This is a genomic window from Acidobacteriota bacterium, from assembly GCA_034211275.1.
Classification (GTDB): Bacteria; Acidobacteriota; Thermoanaerobaculia; order Multivoradales; family JAHZIX01; genus JAGQSE01.
Map to the genome: position 1 here is coordinate 13,929 of JAXHTF010000058.1, position 19,065 is coordinate 32,993.

10 protein-coding genes are annotated in these 19,065 nt (G+C 66.3%); 8 read left to right on the forward strand and 2 right to left on the reverse strand.

Going from position 1 to position 19,065, the window contains the following annotated elements; translation table 11 throughout:
* Positions 1–21: 21 nt before the first annotated feature.
* Together SX243_11515 and sfsA are read right to left on the reverse strand one after the other, a co-directional pair.
* Complete coding sequence (locus SX243_11515; GenBank protein MDY7093587.1) at positions 22–2,652, reverse strand: carbohydrate-binding module family 20 domain-containing protein; 2,631 nt, start codon at positions 2,650–2,652, stop codon at positions 22–24.
* Between the two features lie 193 nt (positions 2,653–2,845).
* The gene (gene sfsA, locus SX243_11520; protein ID MDY7093588.1) at positions 2,846–3,601 is read right to left on the reverse strand and encodes a DNA/RNA nuclease SfsA; all 756 of its coding nucleotides are present in this window, start codon (positions 3,599–3,601) and stop codon (positions 2,846–2,848) included.
* Positions 3,602–4,003: 402 nt separating this feature from the next.
* On the opposite strand from sfsA, the gene SX243_11525 reads away from it, so the two are divergent.
* From SX243_11525 to SX243_11560, 8 genes are all read left to right on the forward strand, one after another.
* Positions 4,004–6,988 carry an Ig-like domain-containing protein gene (locus tag SX243_11525; protein ID MDY7093589.1) on the forward strand — a complete coding sequence of 995 codons (2,985 nt, stop codon included), beginning with the start codon at positions 4,004–4,006 and terminating at the stop codon, positions 6,986–6,988.
* Between the two features lie 519 nt (positions 6,989–7,507).
* Complete coding sequence (locus SX243_11530; protein MDY7093590.1) at positions 7,508–10,519, forward strand: hypothetical protein; 3,012 nt, start codon at positions 7,508–7,510, stop codon at positions 10,517–10,519.
* A 19-nt stretch (positions 10,520–10,538) separates the two neighbouring features.
* Entirely contained in the window at positions 10,539–10,814 is a 276-nt protein-coding gene (locus SX243_11535) for a CopG family transcriptional regulator (GenBank protein MDY7093591.1), read from the forward strand.
* Positions 10,815–10,823: 9 nt separating this feature from the next.
* Positions 10,824–11,261, forward strand: a complete 438-nt coding sequence (locus SX243_11540) for a PIN domain-containing protein (protein MDY7093592.1) — start codon at positions 10,824–10,826, stop codon at positions 11,259–11,261.
* A gap of 138 nt (positions 11,262–11,399) precedes the next feature.
* Positions 11,400–14,825 carry a carboxypeptidase-like regulatory domain-containing protein gene (locus SX243_11545; GenBank protein MDY7093593.1) on the forward strand — a complete coding sequence of 1,142 codons (3,426 nt, stop codon included), beginning with the start codon at positions 11,400–11,402 and terminating at the stop codon, positions 14,823–14,825.
* A gap of 175 nt (positions 14,826–15,000) precedes the next feature.
* Complete coding sequence (locus SX243_11550) at positions 15,001–16,257, forward strand: GGDEF domain-containing protein (protein ID MDY7093594.1); 1,257 nt, start codon at positions 15,001–15,003, stop codon at positions 16,255–16,257.
* 298 nt (positions 16,258–16,555) lie between these two features.
* Positions 16,556–17,296, forward strand: a complete 741-nt coding sequence (locus tag SX243_11555) for a GAF domain-containing protein (GenBank protein MDY7093595.1) — start codon at positions 16,556–16,558, stop codon at positions 17,294–17,296.
* A 67-nt stretch (positions 17,297–17,363) separates the two neighbouring features.
* Complete coding sequence (locus tag SX243_11560) at positions 17,364–19,022, forward strand: DUF4388 domain-containing protein (protein ID MDY7093596.1); 1,659 nt, start codon at positions 17,364–17,366, stop codon at positions 19,020–19,022.
* Positions 19,023–19,065: the final 43 nt, after the last annotated feature.

Here is a 19,065-nt window from a genome sequence, read left to right on the forward strand (position 1 = left end):
CGGCCGGCTTTGGGGTCGAGGCTACTGCCAGGTCCCCGAGGTCGAGGTGTTGCCGCTGGACGGCACGGAGTAGCTACGGTTGCTGCCGCCCTCCCACAGCACGGCGCCGCTGGAGTTGATGCGGATGAATTTGTATTGGATGGACGAGCCCTGGGAATCGGTGAAGAAGACCGGGCCGGTCCATTGGTTGGAATTGACGTAGTTGAGCTTGACCGCCTTGTCCGTGTCCCAATTGCCCAGCTCGGCGACGTTGCCCACCACGTAGAGATCCTCTCCCATGGAGGTGGAGTAGCCGTAGACGGTGAAGTCGACGCGGGTGGGTTGGGCGTCGGAGCAGGAGCGGGCTGCCAGCACCAGGGTGGAGCGAGCCTGCAGACCCCAGGTGGAGGTGGTCACCTTCCACAGGGGTTGGTTGCTCCAGCTGGTGACGTCGGGGTCGTAGTAGACGTTGCCGGTGCCCTCCGCCCAATCCGCCGTATCCGCCACCAGGAACCAGCATTTGCTGTTGGGGGCGGTGGGCAGAGTGAAGGTCAGGTCGCTCCAATAGCTGTTGAAGGCGACATAGAGATCCGGCGCGTCGCTGGAGCCACCGGTCTCGCTGCTGGAGCCGTCGATCAAATAGGCCAGCGTGCGGGAGGTGGACGACCAGTCCGGAGTGTCGGGGCTGGTGCCGTGCCAGGTCAGGTCCTTGTAGCCGTCGCTGTCGTGGTCCGAGCCACCGATGGCGGCAGCGCGGCGCAGCCCCGGGTGGTCTTTGCGCAGGTCGATGAGCCGGCGGAAGACCTCGTAGGTTTTGTAGTGGGTGTCCAGGTCGTCCCAATCGAGCCAGCCGCAGTCGTTGTCCGCCATGTAGCCGTTGTTGTTGCCGGATTGGGAGTTCCGGAACTCGTCGCCGGCGAGGATCATGGGCACGCCGTGGTGCAGCAGCAGATGGCTCGCGAAGTTGCGGATCTGGCGCCGCTGCAGCACCTCGTCGCCGCCGTGGTCCCAGCTGTCGTTGGAGCTGGAGCCGGAGCCGGGGTCGGCACCGGTGGGGTTGCAAGGGCCCATGCCATTCTGCTTGGAGTTGTAGCTCACCAGATCGTTGAGGGTGAAGCCGTCGTGGGCGGTGACGAAGTTGATGGACTCCTCGGGCAGCCCGAAGCCGCTCCAGGTGCCGGTGATGGAGGATCCCAGATCGCCAACCTCGTCGCTGTCGCCTTTGACGAAGCGGCGCAGGTTGTCGCGCCAGAAGCCGTTCCACTCCGACCAGTCGGAAGGGAATTGGCCGACGCCGTAACCGGAGGTATCCCACGCTTCCGCCACCATCTTGACGTCCTCGTCGACGCCCAGCTGGGCGATGTCCTGGAGGATCTGGGCGCTGGAGCTGAACACCCGGCCGTCGCTGCCCTCGCGGCCGACGGTGTAGGCGAGGTCGAAGCGGAAGCCGTCGACTCCCATTTCCTCGATCCAATAGGTCAGGCTGTCGAGGATCAGGTTCTGCACCGCCGTGCGGCTGGCGTTGAGGTTGTTGCCGGTGCCGGTGGATTCCCAATAGCAGGTCTTGTCGTCCGCCAGGGTGTAGTAGTTCTGGTTGTCCAGGCCGCGGAAGCTGTAGTACTTCACTGGCGAGCCGGAACAGCCGCCGCCCTCGCCGGTGTGGTTGTAGACCACGTCCAGCCAGACCTCGATGCCCTCGTCGTGGAGCGCTCGCACCATGTCCTTGAACTCGTCCACCTGACGACCGTCGGTGTAGGAACAGCTGGTGACATCGGTGCACAGATACTCGCGGTTGGGGGCGAAGAATTGGTTGGTCATGTAGCCCCAATAATTCACCCGGTCGGCGGTGGCGCCCTGGCTGGTGATGGGGTCGTCGAATTGGTTGTACTCGTGGATCGGCAGCAGCTCCACCGCCGTCACCCCCAGGTCCGCCAGATAGGACGCCTTGGCGGCGAATCCGTCGTAGGTGCCCTGGATGGAGCTACTCAGGGCGTCGTCCCCCTTGCTGAAGCCCCGCAGATGGACCTCGTAGACGACGGAATCTTTGATGTCGACGTCCGGTCGTACGTCGCCGGACCAGTCGTAGTCGTCGTCGATGACGATGGACTTGGGCATGTCGCCGGCGGAGTCGACGAAGGCGTAGGTGTCGGTGCCGCCGAGAACGGTGGAGGAGTAGTGGTACTCCATGGTGGAGGGGTCCTGCACTCGCACGACCTCGCCGGTGACCGCCTTGGCGTAGGGATCCATGAGCAACTTGTTCGGGTTGAAGCGGTTGCCGGAGCTGTCCGCGTGGGTGACGAAGCCGGTGTCCGAGGCCTTGGCGGTGCCCGGGGTCCAACCGCTCATGTAGCCCCAGTTGGGGCCCCAGGCACGGTAGCCGTAAAGAGTGCCGGCACCGGCGCCGGAGACCGTGACGGTCCAGATGTGGTTGGTGGTGTCGGTCTTGGTCATCACGTGGGTGGAGCTAGGGGAGGAGGCCGTGGGAGTGGAGAAGATCCACAGCTCGATGCGGGTGGCATGTTCGGAGAAGACGGCGAATTCCACGCCACCGGTGACCAGAGTGGCCCCCAGGGGCGTCTGGGCCATCGCCGGCTGAGCGAGGCCGAGGAGGGGGAGGAGGAGCGCTACCAGGGCAAAGGCCGGGGCGCGCCAGGACGAGAAGGACGGATTCATGACGGAAATCTCCGTGAAGTTAAGCGCTGCCGGGTGGCGAGCGAGATACGCGAGTCCCACCGGGAACGGTCCAGGATTGGAGACGCACCCATGGGGGGCGCGTAGCCGTTCCAGAATATGCTGTGATGGGACCCTTAAGAGAGTCTTAAATCTACCAGTGCCGCAGGGCGTTGGCAAATGCCAGCGAGAGCGGCTACTTGCCGGAGCGCCAGCGCTCCACCCGCTGCGTGCCGTACTCCCGCAGGCTCACCGGAATGCGGCGGCGGATGAGGATCTCGTCCGGGGTGTGCTCGACCTGCAGGGCGGAGAAGCGGACGCCTTGGGCCTTGACCTCCCGGGCGGTGGTGGCGAAGGTGGGATCGTGGACGTCGCTGGGGCGAACTTCCTTGACTCCGGGCATCTGGCACATGAAGAGCACTTCCGCGCGCACCTTGGGGGCGAGCACTGCGGCGAGCTCACGCAGGTGGCTGGTGGCGCGGGCGGAGACGCTGTCGGGGAAGTAGGCGCGGCGGTCGGGGTAGAGGAGGTGGCAGTTCTTGACCTCCAGATAGAGCTCCCCGCGGCGTCCTTGCAGCCAAAAGTCTACCCGTGAATTCTCGCCGTAGGGCCTCTCCGGCCGCACCTCGGTGAAGTGGGAGAGCCAGGGCAGCCGATTCTCTTCCAGTAGCTGCCGCATGAGGCGATTGGGAAAGCCGGTGTTGGCGCCGTAGAGGATGCCGTCCGCTTCCACCAGCTCCCAGGTGAAGGCCAGCTTGCGCTTGGGATTGTTCGCGCGGCTCAGCCAGACCCGGTTGCCGGGGGCGGTGAGCCCTTCCATGGCGCCGGTGTTGACGCAGTGGGCCGTCACCACTTCGCCGCCGGCCAGCTCCACGTCTGCCAAGAAGCGTTTGTAGCGCTGGCGCAGGACTCCTTCGATCAGGGGCTCGGGGCGGGGAATGCGGTGCAGCACGGTGATCGGGCTCGTGGATGGGATCGGGTAGGTCTCGGGAACCGCCGCACCTTACCATCGTCGGCTTCCGCAGCCGCTGGCCTGTGGAGAGCCGCTCCAAGCATGCTTCGGCGAGAGATTGGGTGATCGGTCTTTGCGACTTTTCGTGGCTTAGCCGTGACGGTCTCCTGACGCCTGTGGGCGACAATTCCGCGCATTCCAGACCACGAGTCGACGCGAGACGGAAGCCGATGCTAGAATTCCTTTAAAGGTAATTCATGCTGGGCTAAGTGCCTAAAAAAAGACAAGGAGGCCGTAATGTGCCTAGGTAGAAGAGCGTATGAATGTCTTTTAGTGCTCTTGTTTATATTGCTGTGCGTAAATCCGGCTGTGGCGGAGCTGCAGTCGTCTGGATATGGGGTGGTGACAGACTCGAGCTCGGGATTGGTCTGGATGGAGGACGGCTCCTACGTCGTCACCTCCGGACTCAGCCATAGCGTGGTCTTGTCGCGGGTGCAGGCGTTGAGGGTCCTGCAGGAGCTCAACTCCGGTGCGGTGGACAATCTTGGTTTCAGCGATTGGCGGCTGCCCACCCGCAACGAGGTGGATCGTCTTTTCCTGCGAGAGGGAGAGGCGCTGGCGGGCATGCTGGGCACCGATCCCATCGCTCTGCTGGAAGCGCTGATCAGTCCCGCTGAGCGGAGTCGTGGCGGCGCCGGGACTGCGGATGAGCGGGTGCTGGTGTGGCCGGTGCGCGGTGAGGCCATCGAAGCGGGCTTCGATCAGGTGGTGATCTTCGCCACCAACAGCGTCCGCATCAAGAATCGGGGGGCGGTGCTCAGCGGCGAGGTGGTGGTCAACGACGCTAGCGCCGGACCGACCCTGATGGACAACTATGAGCTCGGCATGGACCCGCGCTCCGCCGTCGTCGGCGACGTCACCGCCGACAGCGTGTGGCTGAAGAATCGCTCCACGGTGGGCGGTGATGTTTCGTACAACGACCTCAGGAACCAGGGAACGGTGGGTGGATCCCTGGTGACCCCTCTCAGCCTTCCCGTCTTCAGCATGTTGCCGCAATTCTTCGCCCAGGCCGCCGGATCGACTCCGGTGTCCGTTCCCGCCAATGGCTTTACCGTGTTGCCCGCGGGCGATTACGGTGCGGTGTCTGTAGGTAAGGATGGAGTGCTCGTGCTTTCCGGTGGCACCTACAACGTTGCGTCCGTCAGTCTCGACAAGGACGCCCATATGCTCTTCGCCGCCGCCGGTGAGGTGCGCGTCGAAGGCCGCTTCGCCAGCGGCAAGGACGCGGTGGTGGGGCCCGAGGCGGGCTCCGGCGTCGCCGCCCAGGAGCTAGTGCTCTACGTCGCCGGTATCAATGGTGCCGACGGTGCCCTCGACTCGACGCCTCTGGCCGCCGAGGTGGGCCACAGCAACGATGTGGATGTGAACTTCTATGTTCCCAACGGCACCTTGCGACTCGGCCACTCCACCGATGCCGTCGGCGCCTTCCTGGCCCGCGACGTGCTGGTGGAGAACCAAGCCCAGGTCTCTCTGGACAGCTTTTTCTTCAACCGCCCTCCCGTGGCTGGCGATGACAGCGCCACGGTGGACGAGGGCGGGACCGTGGACGTGCTGGACTCCGGCGAATCGTCGGTGCTGGCCAACGATAGCGATCCCAACGGCGATCCGCTGACGGTGACCACGGTGCCGGTGAGCGGCCCGGACCATGGCGCGCTGACCTTGGGTGCCGACGGCACCTTCAGCTACACCCACGACGGTAGCGAGACGACGGAGGACAGCTTCGTTTACGAGGTGTGCGACGACGGCGTTCCCCAGGAGTGCGACACCGCCACGGTGTCCATCACGGTGGTGCCGGTGAACGATCCGCCGGTGGCGGAGGACGACAGCGCCACCGTGCGCCAGGACGAGACGGTGAGCGTTCTCGATTCCGGCGAGTCCTCGGTGCTGGCCAACGACAGCGACGTCGACAGCACCAACTTGACGGTGAACACGACCCCGGTGAGTGGTCCCGACCACGGTGCGCTCACCCTCAATGCCGACGGCACCTTCAGCTATACCCAGGACGGTAGCGAGACGACGGAGGACAGCTTCGTCTACGAGGTGTGCGACGACGGCACGCCCCAGGAGTGCGATACGGCGACGGTGTTCATCGACATCGAGCTGCCCTTCCCGCTCACCGTTTCGACCTTCGGCCTCGGCTCCGGGACCGTCACCAGCAGCCCGGCGGGCATCGACTGTGGCGCCACCTGCACCGCCGACTTCTTCGATGGCACGGTGGTGACCCTCACCGCTACTCCCGCCGGGACCTCGGTCTTCAGCGGCTTCGGCGGCGATGCGGATTGCGCTGATGGCGTGGTCACCATGGATGCCGCCAAGAGCTGCACCGCCCGCTTCGACGCCTCCTCCGTTCCCGTCATCCTGACGGTGAGCCTGGCCGGCGACGGCGAGGGCACGGTGAGCAGCAGCCCGGCGGGCATCGACTGCGGCACCACCTGCACCGCCGGCTTCCCCAACCCGACGCGGGTCGATCTCACCGCCACTCCGGCGCCGGGTTCGTCCTTCGTCGGTTTCAGCGGGGACGCGGATTGCGCCGACGGCATCATCCGGCTCACCGCCGACGTCACCTGCGTGGCGACCTTCGAGCAGCAGCCGGCTCAGCTGACGGTGTCCAAGACCGGTCTCGGCACCGGGACCGTCACCAGCAGCCCGGCGGGTATCGACTGCGGTGCCACCTGCAGCGCTACCTTCCCCGGCGGCACCGGTTCGGTGACCCTCACCGCGACGCCGGACGCCGGTTCGGTCTTCGGCGGCTTCAGCGGCGACGCGGATTGTGCCGACGGCGTGGTGACGCCGGACGTCGACAAGAGCTGCTTCGCGCGCTTCAACCTCGAGTCGGTGGACGCCACCGTGACTGTTTCCCTCACCGGCAGCGGCAGCGGTCAGGTGTTTAGCGATCCCTCGGGCATCAGCTGTCCGGGAACCTGCTCCGCCGACTATCCGGTACCCACTCAGGTCTTCCTCACCGCGGTGGCGGATCCGGGCTCGGTCTTCATCGGCTTCGGCGGCGATGCGGACTGCGAGGACGGCACGCTGCGGGTGAGCTCCAGCGTCAGCTGCACGGCGGAGTTCGAGGCCGCTCCCTCCACCTTCACCCTCACCATCCTCTTCATCGGAGGCGGTGACGGGCAGGTGGTGACCAATCCCCCGGACCTCTTCTGCACCGGCGATTGCAGTGGTGACTTCGAGGCCGGCTCCACCGTGGGCATCAACGCCCGGCCTTCCGGCGGCTCCTTCGGTGGCTGGGGCGGTGACTGCAGTGGCAGTGGCTTCAGCACCTCGGTGTTGATGGACGCGGACAAGACCTGCACGGTGACGTTTACTCCGTGATCATTGGGTACTCCGTGACGATCTGCTAGCCGAACCATCGGCTACCAGAACGATCTGAAACCCGGTCGGGTGCTGCGGCGCTCGGCCGGGTTTGCTGCTTATTGGGAGAGCCTGGAGGAATAGTCCCGCCCCGGGATCAATCCCGGGGCTACCCAGGGCACCGCCGGATGAATCCGGCTCCCAGAACCTGCTTCACCACATCCTCCCTCAGGAGCCGGCGTAGCTGGCGGAAACTGAGTAGCCCGGGGATTGGATCCCCGGGCGGAGGTGCCGAGACCACTATCCCTACCTATTGCCCTCGCCCTCTCCGTCACCGCGTTCGCGGGAGTGACGAAATTTAAGGTGCTCGCAAGTCGGGAGCGGTAGCCCTCAAACCGAGCAAATTTCAACTCAGGGTGAGGTTCTTGCTAGGCTTGCCTTTGGCTGAGACTTTCAAATCGGTCCCCCGAAACCATCCACAAATCTACCGACAAGACCTGCTCCATTTCCCCTTCCGCCGCCAACACAGGACTCCACGTCATGCAAAAGAACTCGACGCTGAGAAAACTCCCCCAGCTCTTCGGCCTCGGCCTTCTTGCCCTTGCGGTCTCTCTGGCCCTTGGGTCCTCTCCGGCCTTCGCCGCCTCCTTCCCCTGCTCTCCCTGCGCTGGTGTGGTCGTGGATGACCCCACCCAGGTCCTGAGCTCCCTGGAGGCCGAGCCCCGTCTCGACGAGGAGGCCCGCTTCTTTGTCGCCTGGCCGGTGTCTCTCGATGGGGAAGAAGGTTCCGTGGACAGCGCTCGGGCAGCCTTCGGGCCCCTGCGCCAGGCCGGCGCGCAGCCCTGGGTGCAGGCGATCTTCCGCACTCCCCAGCCCGTCGGCGAGCACCTGGATCGGCTGGAGGCCGAGTTGCAGCAGCTGGCGGCCCTAGTGAAGGGAGAAGTGCAAGGAGAGGCGCAGCCGCTCTACGTGCAGGCGGTGTGGCGGCCCGAGGGCATCGCCGCCGAGGAGGTGACGGCGCGGGATCTCGCCTTCCTGATCAAGCGGGCCGCAGTGGCGGTGACCGGTGCCGCTCCCGAAGCGTCTTTCGTTGCCGGGCCTCTGAACACCGACGAGGCCTTCCTGAACGAGCTCTACGGCCAGGAAGTGGCGGCCTATCTCGACGTCGTGGCCATCGAGCCCGGCGAGGGCGTGGCGGCGGCGGCGCTGACCCTGGCCCAGCTCGATCCGGGCAAACCCGTGGCCGTCGACGCCCTGAGCTGGCCGGCGCCGGCGGAGGCCGCTCTGGCGCGGGCCGCCGAGGCGAAGGTGGCCGGTGCTTCGGTGGCGCTCTTTGAGCTGCCGGCGGTAGAGGCCGACTCGTCCAGCAGCGACCTGGGGCCGCTCAAGGTGCTGGCGCGGGAATTTCAGGGAGATCTCTCTTACTCCGAGTACGGCTCCCCCAGCGGCGCAGCCGGGGGCTGGGCCTTCGTCCGCGGCGAGGATCTGGCGCTGCGGGTGATCGTGGAGAAACCCGCCGGCAGCGAGTCGGTGGATCTACTCTTTGGCGACGATCAGCTGCGGCGGCCGAGCCGAGTGGATCTCGCCACCGGCGAGGAGGAGGCGCTCTTCGGTCAGCGGCGCACCGCCGACGGCCTGCTCCTGACCATCGACGATCCCGCTCCAGTGGCGGTGCTGCGCCTCGAGCGGGCCACTGCCGAGGAGCTGGAAGGAGTGGCGGAGCGGCTGGAGGTAGAGGACGAGCGCCAGATGCCGGTGGAGGAGATCCTGCGCCGGCTGCAGGCCTTCGAGGACGCCCAGGCGCGGCGTTTGGACCACTACCAGGCCACCAACACCCTGCACCTGCGCTTTCAAGTCAGCCAGGGCAGCCTCGAGGCCTCCTACGCCGGCGAGTTCTTCTTCCGCCGGGACGAGGGCTTCGACTGGGTGTGGGACGAGTTCTACATCGACGGCGTGCGCTGGAAGTCGAAGCAGCTGCCGGAGCTGCCGCTGATCCAACCGGAGAAGGCGGCCTCCATGCCGGTAGACATCAAGCTGAGCAAAGACTACTCCTACCGCCTGCGGGGCACCGCCACCGTTGACGGTCGGGATTGTTGGGTGGTGGATTTCCGGCCCCTTACCGTCGAGCCCGGCCGCAGCCTGTTCCAGGGCACGGTGTGGGTGGATCGGGAGATCTACTCGCGGGTGCGCACCCGGGCGGTGCAGGTGGGGCTCGAAGGGGACGTGCTCTCCAACGAGGAGACGGTCTACTTCAGTCCGGTCGACGCCGCCGGCGAGCCGGCACCCTGGTCGCGGGAGAGCTTCGTGCTGCCGTTGCGGACGGTGGGTCAGCAGACCCTGAGCCTGCTCAGCGCCACGGTGCCGGTGGAGCGGGAGACGGTGCTCACGAATCTGGCGCTCAACGGCGAGAGCTTTGAGCAGAATCTGGAGTCCGCCCGGGCCTCCGACTCCACCATGGTGCGGGACACGGACGCCGGGCTGCGCTATCTGCGCAAGGACGAGGACGGCGACCGGGTGGTGGAAGAGGAGCAGGAAACCGGCCGCCTCTTCGTTCTCGGCGGCGTGCTGTGGGACGAGTCGTTGGACTTCCCGCTGCCCTTGGCCGGGGTCAACTATCTGGATCTGGACTTCCGAGACTCCGGCAATCAGGTCAATGTCTTCTTTGCCGGCGCCTTCCTGGCCGCGAACTATTCCGATCCCAGCCTCTTCGGCAGCCGCTGGAACGGCGGGCTCAACGTCAATGGTTTCTTCATTCAGACCGGGGACGAGCTCTACCGCGACGGCCGGGAGGTTCCTGAAGAAGAGGTGGAGAGCACCAACGCCGCCGTCTCCTTCTTCCTCGGCCGGCCGCTGACCAATTTCCTCACCCTCGATCTCACCTACAGTCTGGGCCAGCGCTCCTACTCCCGCGCCGACGACACCGCCGACGGCTTCGTGCTGCCCCAGGACACCTTGACCCACACCGCCCAGGCGGAGCTCACCTACGCCCGCTCCGGCTATCGGCTGTACTTCAACGGCAGCTTCAACCAGCGCTCCGACTGGGAGTTCTGGGGGCTGCCGGGCAACGCTGAGTTCGATCCCGAGCAGGAGGACTATGTGCGTTGGAGGGTGGAGCTGGGCAAGACCTGGTGGTTCTCCAAGTTCCGCAACTTCAGCCTCTCCCTGGAGCACCTCAACGGCTCCGATCTGGACCGCTTCTCCAGCTATGACTTCGGCCTCTTCGGCGACTCGTCGGTGGGCGGCTACCAGAGCGGTCTGGTGCGCGCGGAGGAAGCCAGCGGCGTGCACTTCGAATATGGCATCAACGCCTTCGAGCTGCTGCGGGTAGAGGTCGACGGCGACGCGGTGTGGGCGAGCAACGAGGCCACCGGTCTAGAGGACGAGCTCCTCGCCGGCATCGGCCTCGGCGGCACCGTCACCCTGCCGTGGAATACGGTGATGAACTTCGAGGTGGGCACCGCCCTGGAGGGCCCCGGCGAAGGCGATGTCGCCGCTCGCATCGTGTTCCTCAAGCTCTTCCCGAGCAATGGGAAGAAGCGGTGGTGGAATTGAGGACTGGAGATTCCGGGGGTTGCACGTAAATACGTGCTACACTTTTTCTGTGAAAAGCACTCAGAACATCACTCTTGCTCTCCCGAAAGAGATGCTCAAGCGGGTCAAACACCTGGCGGTCGAACGAGATATGTCTGTTTCCGGCCTGCTGGCAGCAACGCTCGAGAAGCTCCTCGAGGAGGATGACTCGTACCAAATCGCCAGAAGCCGGTATTCGTCCCAGATTGCCGAAGGGCTCGATTTCGGTACAGAGGGTGTCGCTTCCTGGAGCCGAGACAGCCTCCATGAGCGTTGAAGGCTCTCCATGAGTGCTGGAGACAATCTGGAGCTGGTCGATACCAACGTTCTCGTCTACCAGTATGACGAGTCTGCGGCGGAAAAGAAGGGTCGCGCTTTCGATCTCGTGGATAGGCTCTGGTCTGAGCGGACGGGAGCTCTGAGCATCCAGGTTCTCCAAGAGTTTTTTGTCACCGTCACGCGCAAGGTTCCGCGGCCGGTGTCGGCAACCACTGCTCGTGAGCTATTGAGTAGCTTCTCGACCTGGCACGTTCACCGGCCGGAAACAAGCGATGTTTTGGCTGCTGTCGACCTCCAGCAGCGCTATCAGACGTCTTTTTGGGACGCCATGATCCTGCGCAGCGCGCAGGCCTTGGGCTGTCGTATTTTATGGACGGAAGATCTCAACTCTGGACAGAGCTACGATGGCGTAATAGTGCGAAATCCTTTCGCAGATCTGCGATGAGTGCCGCCGAGGAAGATTCCTCAGGCGCGCCCTGGTGGCTCCGCCGTAACAGCTCGACGACAGGCTGAGAAAAAGCGCCGTGTGGCGTACTCTGAGGGCCCTGCAAGTACAACTTTCTAGGCCGCAAGGAGGGCCCTCATGCTGCGCCGCCCATTCCTCCTCCGCACTCTCCTCCCGCTTCTCACTCTTATCGCCTCGCTGGCCCCATCGCCGGTCTGGGCTCAAAGCGGTGGCGTCGAAGGCACGGTGACCGGTCCCACGGGTCAGCCGCTGGCGGATGTCGAGGTGGCCCTCTACCAGGCGGGCAGCCACGGCTGGAGGGTGGTGGCATGGCAGTACACCGCCGCCGATGGTAGCTATGGCTTTGCCGCCGTCGCCGATGGGGACTATCGCCTCAGCTTTCGGGACTGGGCTCAGAATTGGGCTTTCGAGTATTACGACGAGGCAACCGACCTGGACGACGCGATGGATATCGTGGTGGCCGGTGGGGTGGTGACGGTGGATGAGGAGCTGCAGCCGGCGGGGCGCATCGCCGGCACGGTGCTCGATCCTGCGGGGCGCCCCTTGGAAGTGGCTCAGGTCTTCGTGTACACCGACGAAGCGGAGCCCGAGGTGCTCTTCCTCGACCAGCCGGATCCGGTCACCGGTGCCTGGGAAGTGGGCGGACTGCCCACCGGTAGCTACCTGGTGCTCTTCACCGGCCGCCAGGGGCTGGATCAATACAGCTCGTACTACGACGACGCCGACAGCGCCGCAACGGCGACGCCGGTGGCGGTGACCGCCGGGGCTACCACCGAGCCCGTCAGCGGCGTTCTGGGGCTGCCTCCGGGAGGGACCCTCAGCGGCTCCATCGTCGATCCCTACGGTCGGGCCTACGACTTCGCGCGGGTGCTGGCCTACCTGCCGGACGGCGCCGGTGGTTGGGAGCTGGCGGGTAGCGCCGAGACGGACTACTACGAGGAGGGCTACTCCCTGCGGCTGGCGCCCGGCCCCTACCGCCTGCGTTTCGAGGCGGGCTCCTTCTTGCTGCCGGACGATCCGGGGTTCGAGGTCTTCGACGATCAGCTCACTCTCGGTGCCGGCACCGACGTGGTCATCGCCGTGGGCACCGAGCTGGAGAATTTCGACGTCGTGGTGGGGGACCTGGCCACCGGCAGCGTGGCGGGGACGGTCACCGACGCCGCCAGCGGCCTGCCGGTGGCGGACGCGGCGGTGTATCTCTCCGACCGCCGTGGGCGGGTGCTCTGGGACCAGGTGGCCACCACCGCTGCCGACGGCAGCTTCACCGTCGGCGGCCTGTGGCCGGAGGCCTACACCGTGGAAGTCTTCGATCCCCTGTTCCGCTATCAGACGCTGGAGTTGCCCTCGCCGGTGCCGGTGGTGGACAACGCCGCCGTCACCGGGATCGACGCTGCCCTCACCGCGGCGCCGGCGGGCAGTCTCCCGGGCACCTTGGAGGGAACCGTCAGCGACGAGCTCTCCGGTGCACCGGTCTTGGGTATCGAGGTGCAGGCTTCCACGGCGGGGGTGGAGTCTCACGAGCCGGGCTATGCCAGCACTCGAGCCCTCACCGACTCCGCTGGCTTCTTCCGGCTGCGGGGGCTGCCGGCGGGCAGCTACGTCGTGCGCTTCCGATCGCCGGTGGGAGAGTGGGTGACGGAGTATTACAACGACGTGCCGAGCGCCGAGTTCGCCACCCCGGTGGTGCTGGCCGACGGTTTGGCGACCCAGGGCATCGACGCCGCCTTGCGCCAGGGCGGTGGCATTGCCGGGACCATTCTCAATCCCTTCGGCCAGCCCTTCAGTCTGTCCACCGCCACCGCCTTCAGTTTCGACGGCAACCAATGGCAGCCCGTGGGATCCGACTTCTCGCTCCGCGAGGCGCAGTACCGCATCACCGGGCTGCCGCCGGGGACGTACCGCGTGGGCTTCAGCGGTGGCAGCTGGACCGGCCCCCGCTTCGCCGAGTTCTACGACGACGTGGAGCTCATCGAGCTGGGTACCGACGTTCCGGTGATCGCCGGCCAGCTCACCACCGGCATCGACGCGGAGCTGGGAGAGGGCCCCGGCGGCGCCATCTCCGGGATCGTGACGGACGGTGTGGGAGGAGCGCTGGAAGGCATCTCGGTCACGTTTTACGACCACGACCTGGAGCTCCTCAGCCGCTCCGCGATCACCGACGCCAGCGGTGCTTACACCCTCGACCTGCTCTTTTCGGGGGTTTATTACGTGCGCTTCGAGGATCCCTCCGGGACCTATCCGGCGGAGTTCTATGACGACGTCGACAGCCTGCAGCGGGCGACGCCGGTGCAGGTCTCCGGCGCACCGGTGACGGGCATCGATGCGGCTTTGGACGGCAGTGGCTCCGGCCCCGGCGGCGGCGGCGTGCAGGGGGTGGTGACGGAAGAGGGGACGAGCTTGCCGGTAGAGGGGATCGAGGTGAGTTGCGTGCGCGCCGACAGTCTGGACTTCGTCGCCGGATGCGAAACCCTCACCGCCGCCGACGGCACGTACACCCTGGGCGGCTTTCTACCCGCGGGGGACTACCTGGTGCGTTTCCGCTCGACCGACGGTTCCTACGCCAACGAGTACTACGACGGGGTGGTGCGGCCGGATCTGGCGACGCCGGTGGCCGTGTCCCTGGGCGCCTTCACCGCCGGCATCGATGCCGCTCTGGAGCCCGCTGGAGCCATCTCCGGCGGTCTGACTCGCAATGGCGGCACCTCCTCACAGCTCTTCACCATCACCGCTCTGATCTTCGACGGCAGCCAGTGGCAGCCGTACAAGTCGACCTTTGTCTACGACCAGAGCGCCTATCGGCTGGCGGGGCTCCCCGCGGGCACTTACCGGATTTTCTTCACCGGCCGTTCCCTCGGTAGCACTCAGGTCGTCGACGCCGAGTACTACGACGATGTGGCGGCGGTGGAGGACGGCACCGATGTGACGGTGACGGTGGGGCAGACCACGGCGGGGATCGACGCGGATCTGGGCAACCTGCCGGCCAACGTGGTGGGCTTCCTGGTGGATCCGGGCTTCGATGGTGGCCTGGAGGCTTGGAGCCAGCTGCTGCCGGAATCTTCCTCGGTGACCCACGGCCGATGGGATCGGCGCGGAGATCTCGATTCCGGGACCGCCGAGGTGCGCTACCAGGGAGGGCCCGGCGAGCAGGTGGTGCTCTCCCAATGCCTGGCGGTGGAGGCCGGCAGCGAGTATCGCCAGGAGGGCTGGGCGCGTCTGCTGACGGCGGCCACGGGGGAGGTGGTGGAGGAGGCCCGCACCAGCTTCTATGGCGACGCCCAATGCGCGGGCTCATTCCTCGGTGAGGCGGTGGCGGAGTCGCGTTCCCTGGAGGTTTCCTGGAGCCGTCTCCACGGCCGGGTCCAGGCGCCTTCCGGGGCGGTCTCGGCGCGCGTCGAGTTCGTTCTCGAAGCGCGCACCGCGCCGGGCTTCGAAGCTGTTTGGGACGACCTCGACTTCGTGCCGGTGCAGGCGGTGTTCACCGATTCCTTCGAGGTCGGGAGCGCCGAGTCCTGGTCGCGGGTGGTCGGGGGCTCGGATCCCTGAAGCTCGATCCTCTGGCCGTAATCTCCGGCGCGGGCTGGTGCGGCGCCGGTGGCCGGAGAAGGTCCGCAGGGCCGGGGCCTTGGCCTTCTGCGCCCAGCTATGACATGTTCGGCAGACCATGGACTCTCATGCCTCGCCGGCCGACCCGCCGTTGGAAGTAGAGGACGGCCGATCCTTGCCCACGAGCTCCGTCGGCTCCTCGTTGCCGGAGGTCTCGCTGCCGCTGGCCGAAGAGGGGGACTACGCCGCCCAGGCGGCCTCGGAGCGGGCCTGGGAACGGGTGTGGAAACGGCCGGATCCGCAGCTCGCCGACGCTGGATTCACCGGCGAGTACCTCATCGCCGGGGTCCGGCTGCTCATCGCGGTGCTCTTGATCTACGTGCCGCTGGGAGTCCACCGGCTGGATCTACTGCCGGGCTCGGGCAATCTCACCCCGGTACTGGCCTTCGTGGTGGGGGCATTGGTGGAGGCGCTGCTGGTCTACTCGGCGGTGCAGCGGCATTGGGGGCGCGCGTGGATCGGCTTCGTCAGCAGCATGATCGACGTCTCGCTGGTGAGCGGCGCGCTGGCGGTCTTCCTGATCCTCGATCTGCCTCTGGCGGCGACCAATAGCACCCTCGTCTATCCCTTCTACTTTCTCGCCATCGGCGCCACCAGCCTGCGTTATGACGCTCGCATCTGCGTGCTCACGGGTTTGTTGGCGACGCTTCAATACGTTGCGGTCATCGTCTCGGCCTACGTTGGCTGGGGGGCCCGGCTGCTCCAAGGCTCGCCGGAGTTCGGCCGCTTCAACCTCGAGGATCAGGTGGGCCGAGTGGTGCTGCTGCTGGCCGCCTCGTGGTTGGCGGTGACGGCGGTGGTGCGGGCGCGGGAGGCGACCACCCTCTCCATGCGCGATCGTCTTACCGGCCTGCTCAATCGGGGCGTTTTCGATGTCCGGCTGCAGGAAGAGGCGGAGCGCTCCGAGCGCCTCGACCAGCCGGTGAGCCTGGCGATGATCGACGTCGACCATTTCAAGAGCTTCAACGACACCCACGGTCACGAGGGAGGGGACCGGGCCTTGCGGGCCCTCGCGGAGCTGCTGCTGCGCTCGTTCCGGGCCTCCGACGTGGTCACCCGTTACGGCGGCGAGGAATTTGCGGTGATTCTGCCGGGCATGGGCTCGAACCTGGCTTGGGAGCGCTTCGAGGCCCTGCGCCGTTCCGTCGAAGAGCTGCGGCTGGAGCTGCGCGGCGTCGAAGAGACCGCGAGCATGACCGTCAGCATCGGCGTCGCCGTCTGGCCCCAGGACGCGGCGCAGATCCAAGACGCTCTGGTGGTGGCCGATAGTCGCCTCTACAAGGCCAAGCAGGGGGGGCGCAACCGGGTGGTCTTCACCTCGGAGCCGACGGCCACCGAGGGTGCCACCGAGGGCGCCAAGATCCCCGGTTGAGGCGCTTTTGGGCGTCCCGTCGCTTGAAAGCGTAAGGGCGGTGGTCTAGACTTCTTTCTCTCGGCCAAATTGCGCCTTTCCGCCGAAAAAGGCTGGACCGAACCGGCGGTGGGGACAAAGCATGTCCGGGAGTCTTCCGGTGAGAGTGGGTGAGGTGGCTCGACTCGATCTCGGATTCTGGTCGAGCTCTCCGCTGACCCCAGGAACGCCGGTTGGTACCGCAGGAACCGCAGATTCACCAGAGTGAGGCAGCTGCCGCGTGCGTGAACCGAGTCAGGAAGGACCAGGAACCGGAGCCATGGCTCCGTCGACCAGCGCCGAGATGATCGGTCAGCTGCGCGGCGTGCTGGAGCAGGCGTCCGGTCTCGTCGGCCGCCTGGAGGAGAACCTGCGGGCATCCTCGGACTCTTCCGTCGGACTGGCGGCCAACGACAAGGTGGTGGAGCTGCAACAGCGGTTGGAGCTGGCGGAAGGCGATATCCAAGAACTTTCTTCGCGCTTGGTGGACTCGGAGCACCACGCCGGCCGGCTGATGAATCTTTACGTGGCTACCTTCCAGCTGCACGCCACCCTCGATCCGGAAGAGGTTCAGGAGACTATCGCCGAGATCGCCATCAATCTCCTGGGCGCCGAGCACTTCGTTCTGCTGCTGCGCAAGGGGTCGGGCTCGGAGTGCGAGGTGGCCCTGGCTACCGGCGAGCACCTGGGCTCCGACGGGTTGTATAGCGGCGGACGGTATCTGGGGGGCGACGCCATGGTGGATGCGACCCTGGAAGACGGCGTGCTGCGCATCGGCCCGGAGAAGGGCTCGCGGGCTTTGGCGGCGGTTCCTCTACGGGTGGAAGACGAGATCGTCGGGGCCCTGGTGCTGCTCAAGCTGTTGGATCACAAGCCGGTGCTGCGGGCCGAGGACCGGGATCTCCTCGACTTGCTCTCGGCCCACGCCGCGATCGCGCTCTTCGCCGCGCGCCTGTTCGCAACCAAGGATCGCAAGCTGCGTACTCTGGAGAGCCTGGTGAAGCTGGCGCAAGGCGAATGAGGCCGGTTCCTTCCCCGGCTTCGCCCACCGTCTCCACCCTCCGCAACGAGCCAATGAATCTTCGACCATGAGTATCTCGGGTAGCCTGGAAGACGTCTCCGTAGCAGACGTCATGCAGTTCATCCACCTGGGGCGCCGCACCGGCACACTGGTGCTCAACAGCGGCGAGCACCAGGGGATGATCGGCTTTCATCAAGGGCGCCTGGTAAGCGCCCGCGGACCGGGCATGCCCAAGCTCGGGGACATGTTGGTGGCCTCGGGCATCCTCGAGCGCGAGGCGCTGGACCGAGCCATCGAGGCGCAGCATGACGCCGACCCGCCGCGCTCGCTGGGGCAGATGCTCATCGCCAGCGGCGAGCTGGAGGAAGAGGCGCTGCGCCAGGCGGTCTCGGATCAGATCGAGAAGACCATTTCCGAGCTGGTGCAATGGGATTCGGGCAGCTTCGAATTCGCCATCGACGATCTGCGGCCGGTGGATGAGATCGCTCTCTTCCCCGGCGATCTGGTGCCCGGCACCGACATGAACACCCAGATGGTGCTGCTGGAGGCGGCGCGCATCTTCGACGAGCGCAACCGCACCGGTCACGCCCCCAGCGAGCCCGCCAAGGACACTTCCGACGACACCCATCCCATCCCCGGCGCGTCGAAGGATCCGGACGAATCCTGGGCTGCCGTCGGCAGGGCGGTGGAGGACGCGGATCTCGAAGACGACTCCATGGCCGGGTGGCCGGAGTCCGCCGCCGGGGCGATCAGCGATGGACCCGTTGGCGATGGACAGGTCCAGCCCCCGAAGCCGCGCAAGCTCCGCAAGCGGCACCTGGTGCACCTGGTCTCCTCCGACGAGGACCTCACCGATCGTCTCGCGGCGGCGGTGCCGGAGTCGGTGGAGCGGGTCGAGCGCCGCTCCCTGGAGGACGCCGGCCAAACCCAGAAGGGCTTCCTCCAGCCCATCGTTCTGGTGGATCTGCGGGAAGGCCAGGCGACCCTGGACGACATCGGAGCTCTCCACGACCGCTGCCCCGGCGCGTCGATTCTGGCGCTGGTGGATCGGGTGGTGCCGGTGTCTCAGGTCTACGGTGCCGGTGCCTTGGCGGCGCTCCCGGCGGAAGAGGATGCCATGGTCGCCTGCATCCTCAACGTCATGCAGAGCCAGAAGCAGCTGGCGACCATCGGTCACAGCCCCGCCGGTGCTCCTCCACAGCAGGAGGGGGCTGGCGTGGCGCGGCTGCGGCGGGTCTTCGGCGATCTGCGCTCCGGCCTGCTCTCCGCCACCGTCGCGCTCAATTTGATGCACATCATTTCGGAGTCGGTGGAGCGGGCGGTGCTCTTCCTGGTGCGCCACGATTGCCTGCAGGCCCTGGGCGCCTTCGGCATGGGTACCGGCGACCGGCCGCTGGCGGAGCTCACCCGCGGTCTGCGCCTGGAGCTGGACGAGCCCAGCATGCTCATCGACAGCCTGCACAGCGGCGAGGCGAGCACCGTCGATTTCGACGAGGCGGAGTTGCCGGACGTGCTGCGGCGGGTGCTGGGCCGTCCCCTCACCGGCCAGGTGGTGGTCTTCCCGGTGCTCGGAGCCCAGCGGGTGATCTCCATCATCTACACCGACAACGGCGACGTGGATCGCCCCATCGAGGACATCGAGATCCTCGAGCTGGCCACCGCCCAGGTCGGCATGGCCTTCGAGAACGAGCTGCTGCGGCGTCAGATTTCGCAGCAGGATCTCTGATCTAGTCGCATCGAGTCTTGCGAAGTGGTGGGCTGGCGCCCAC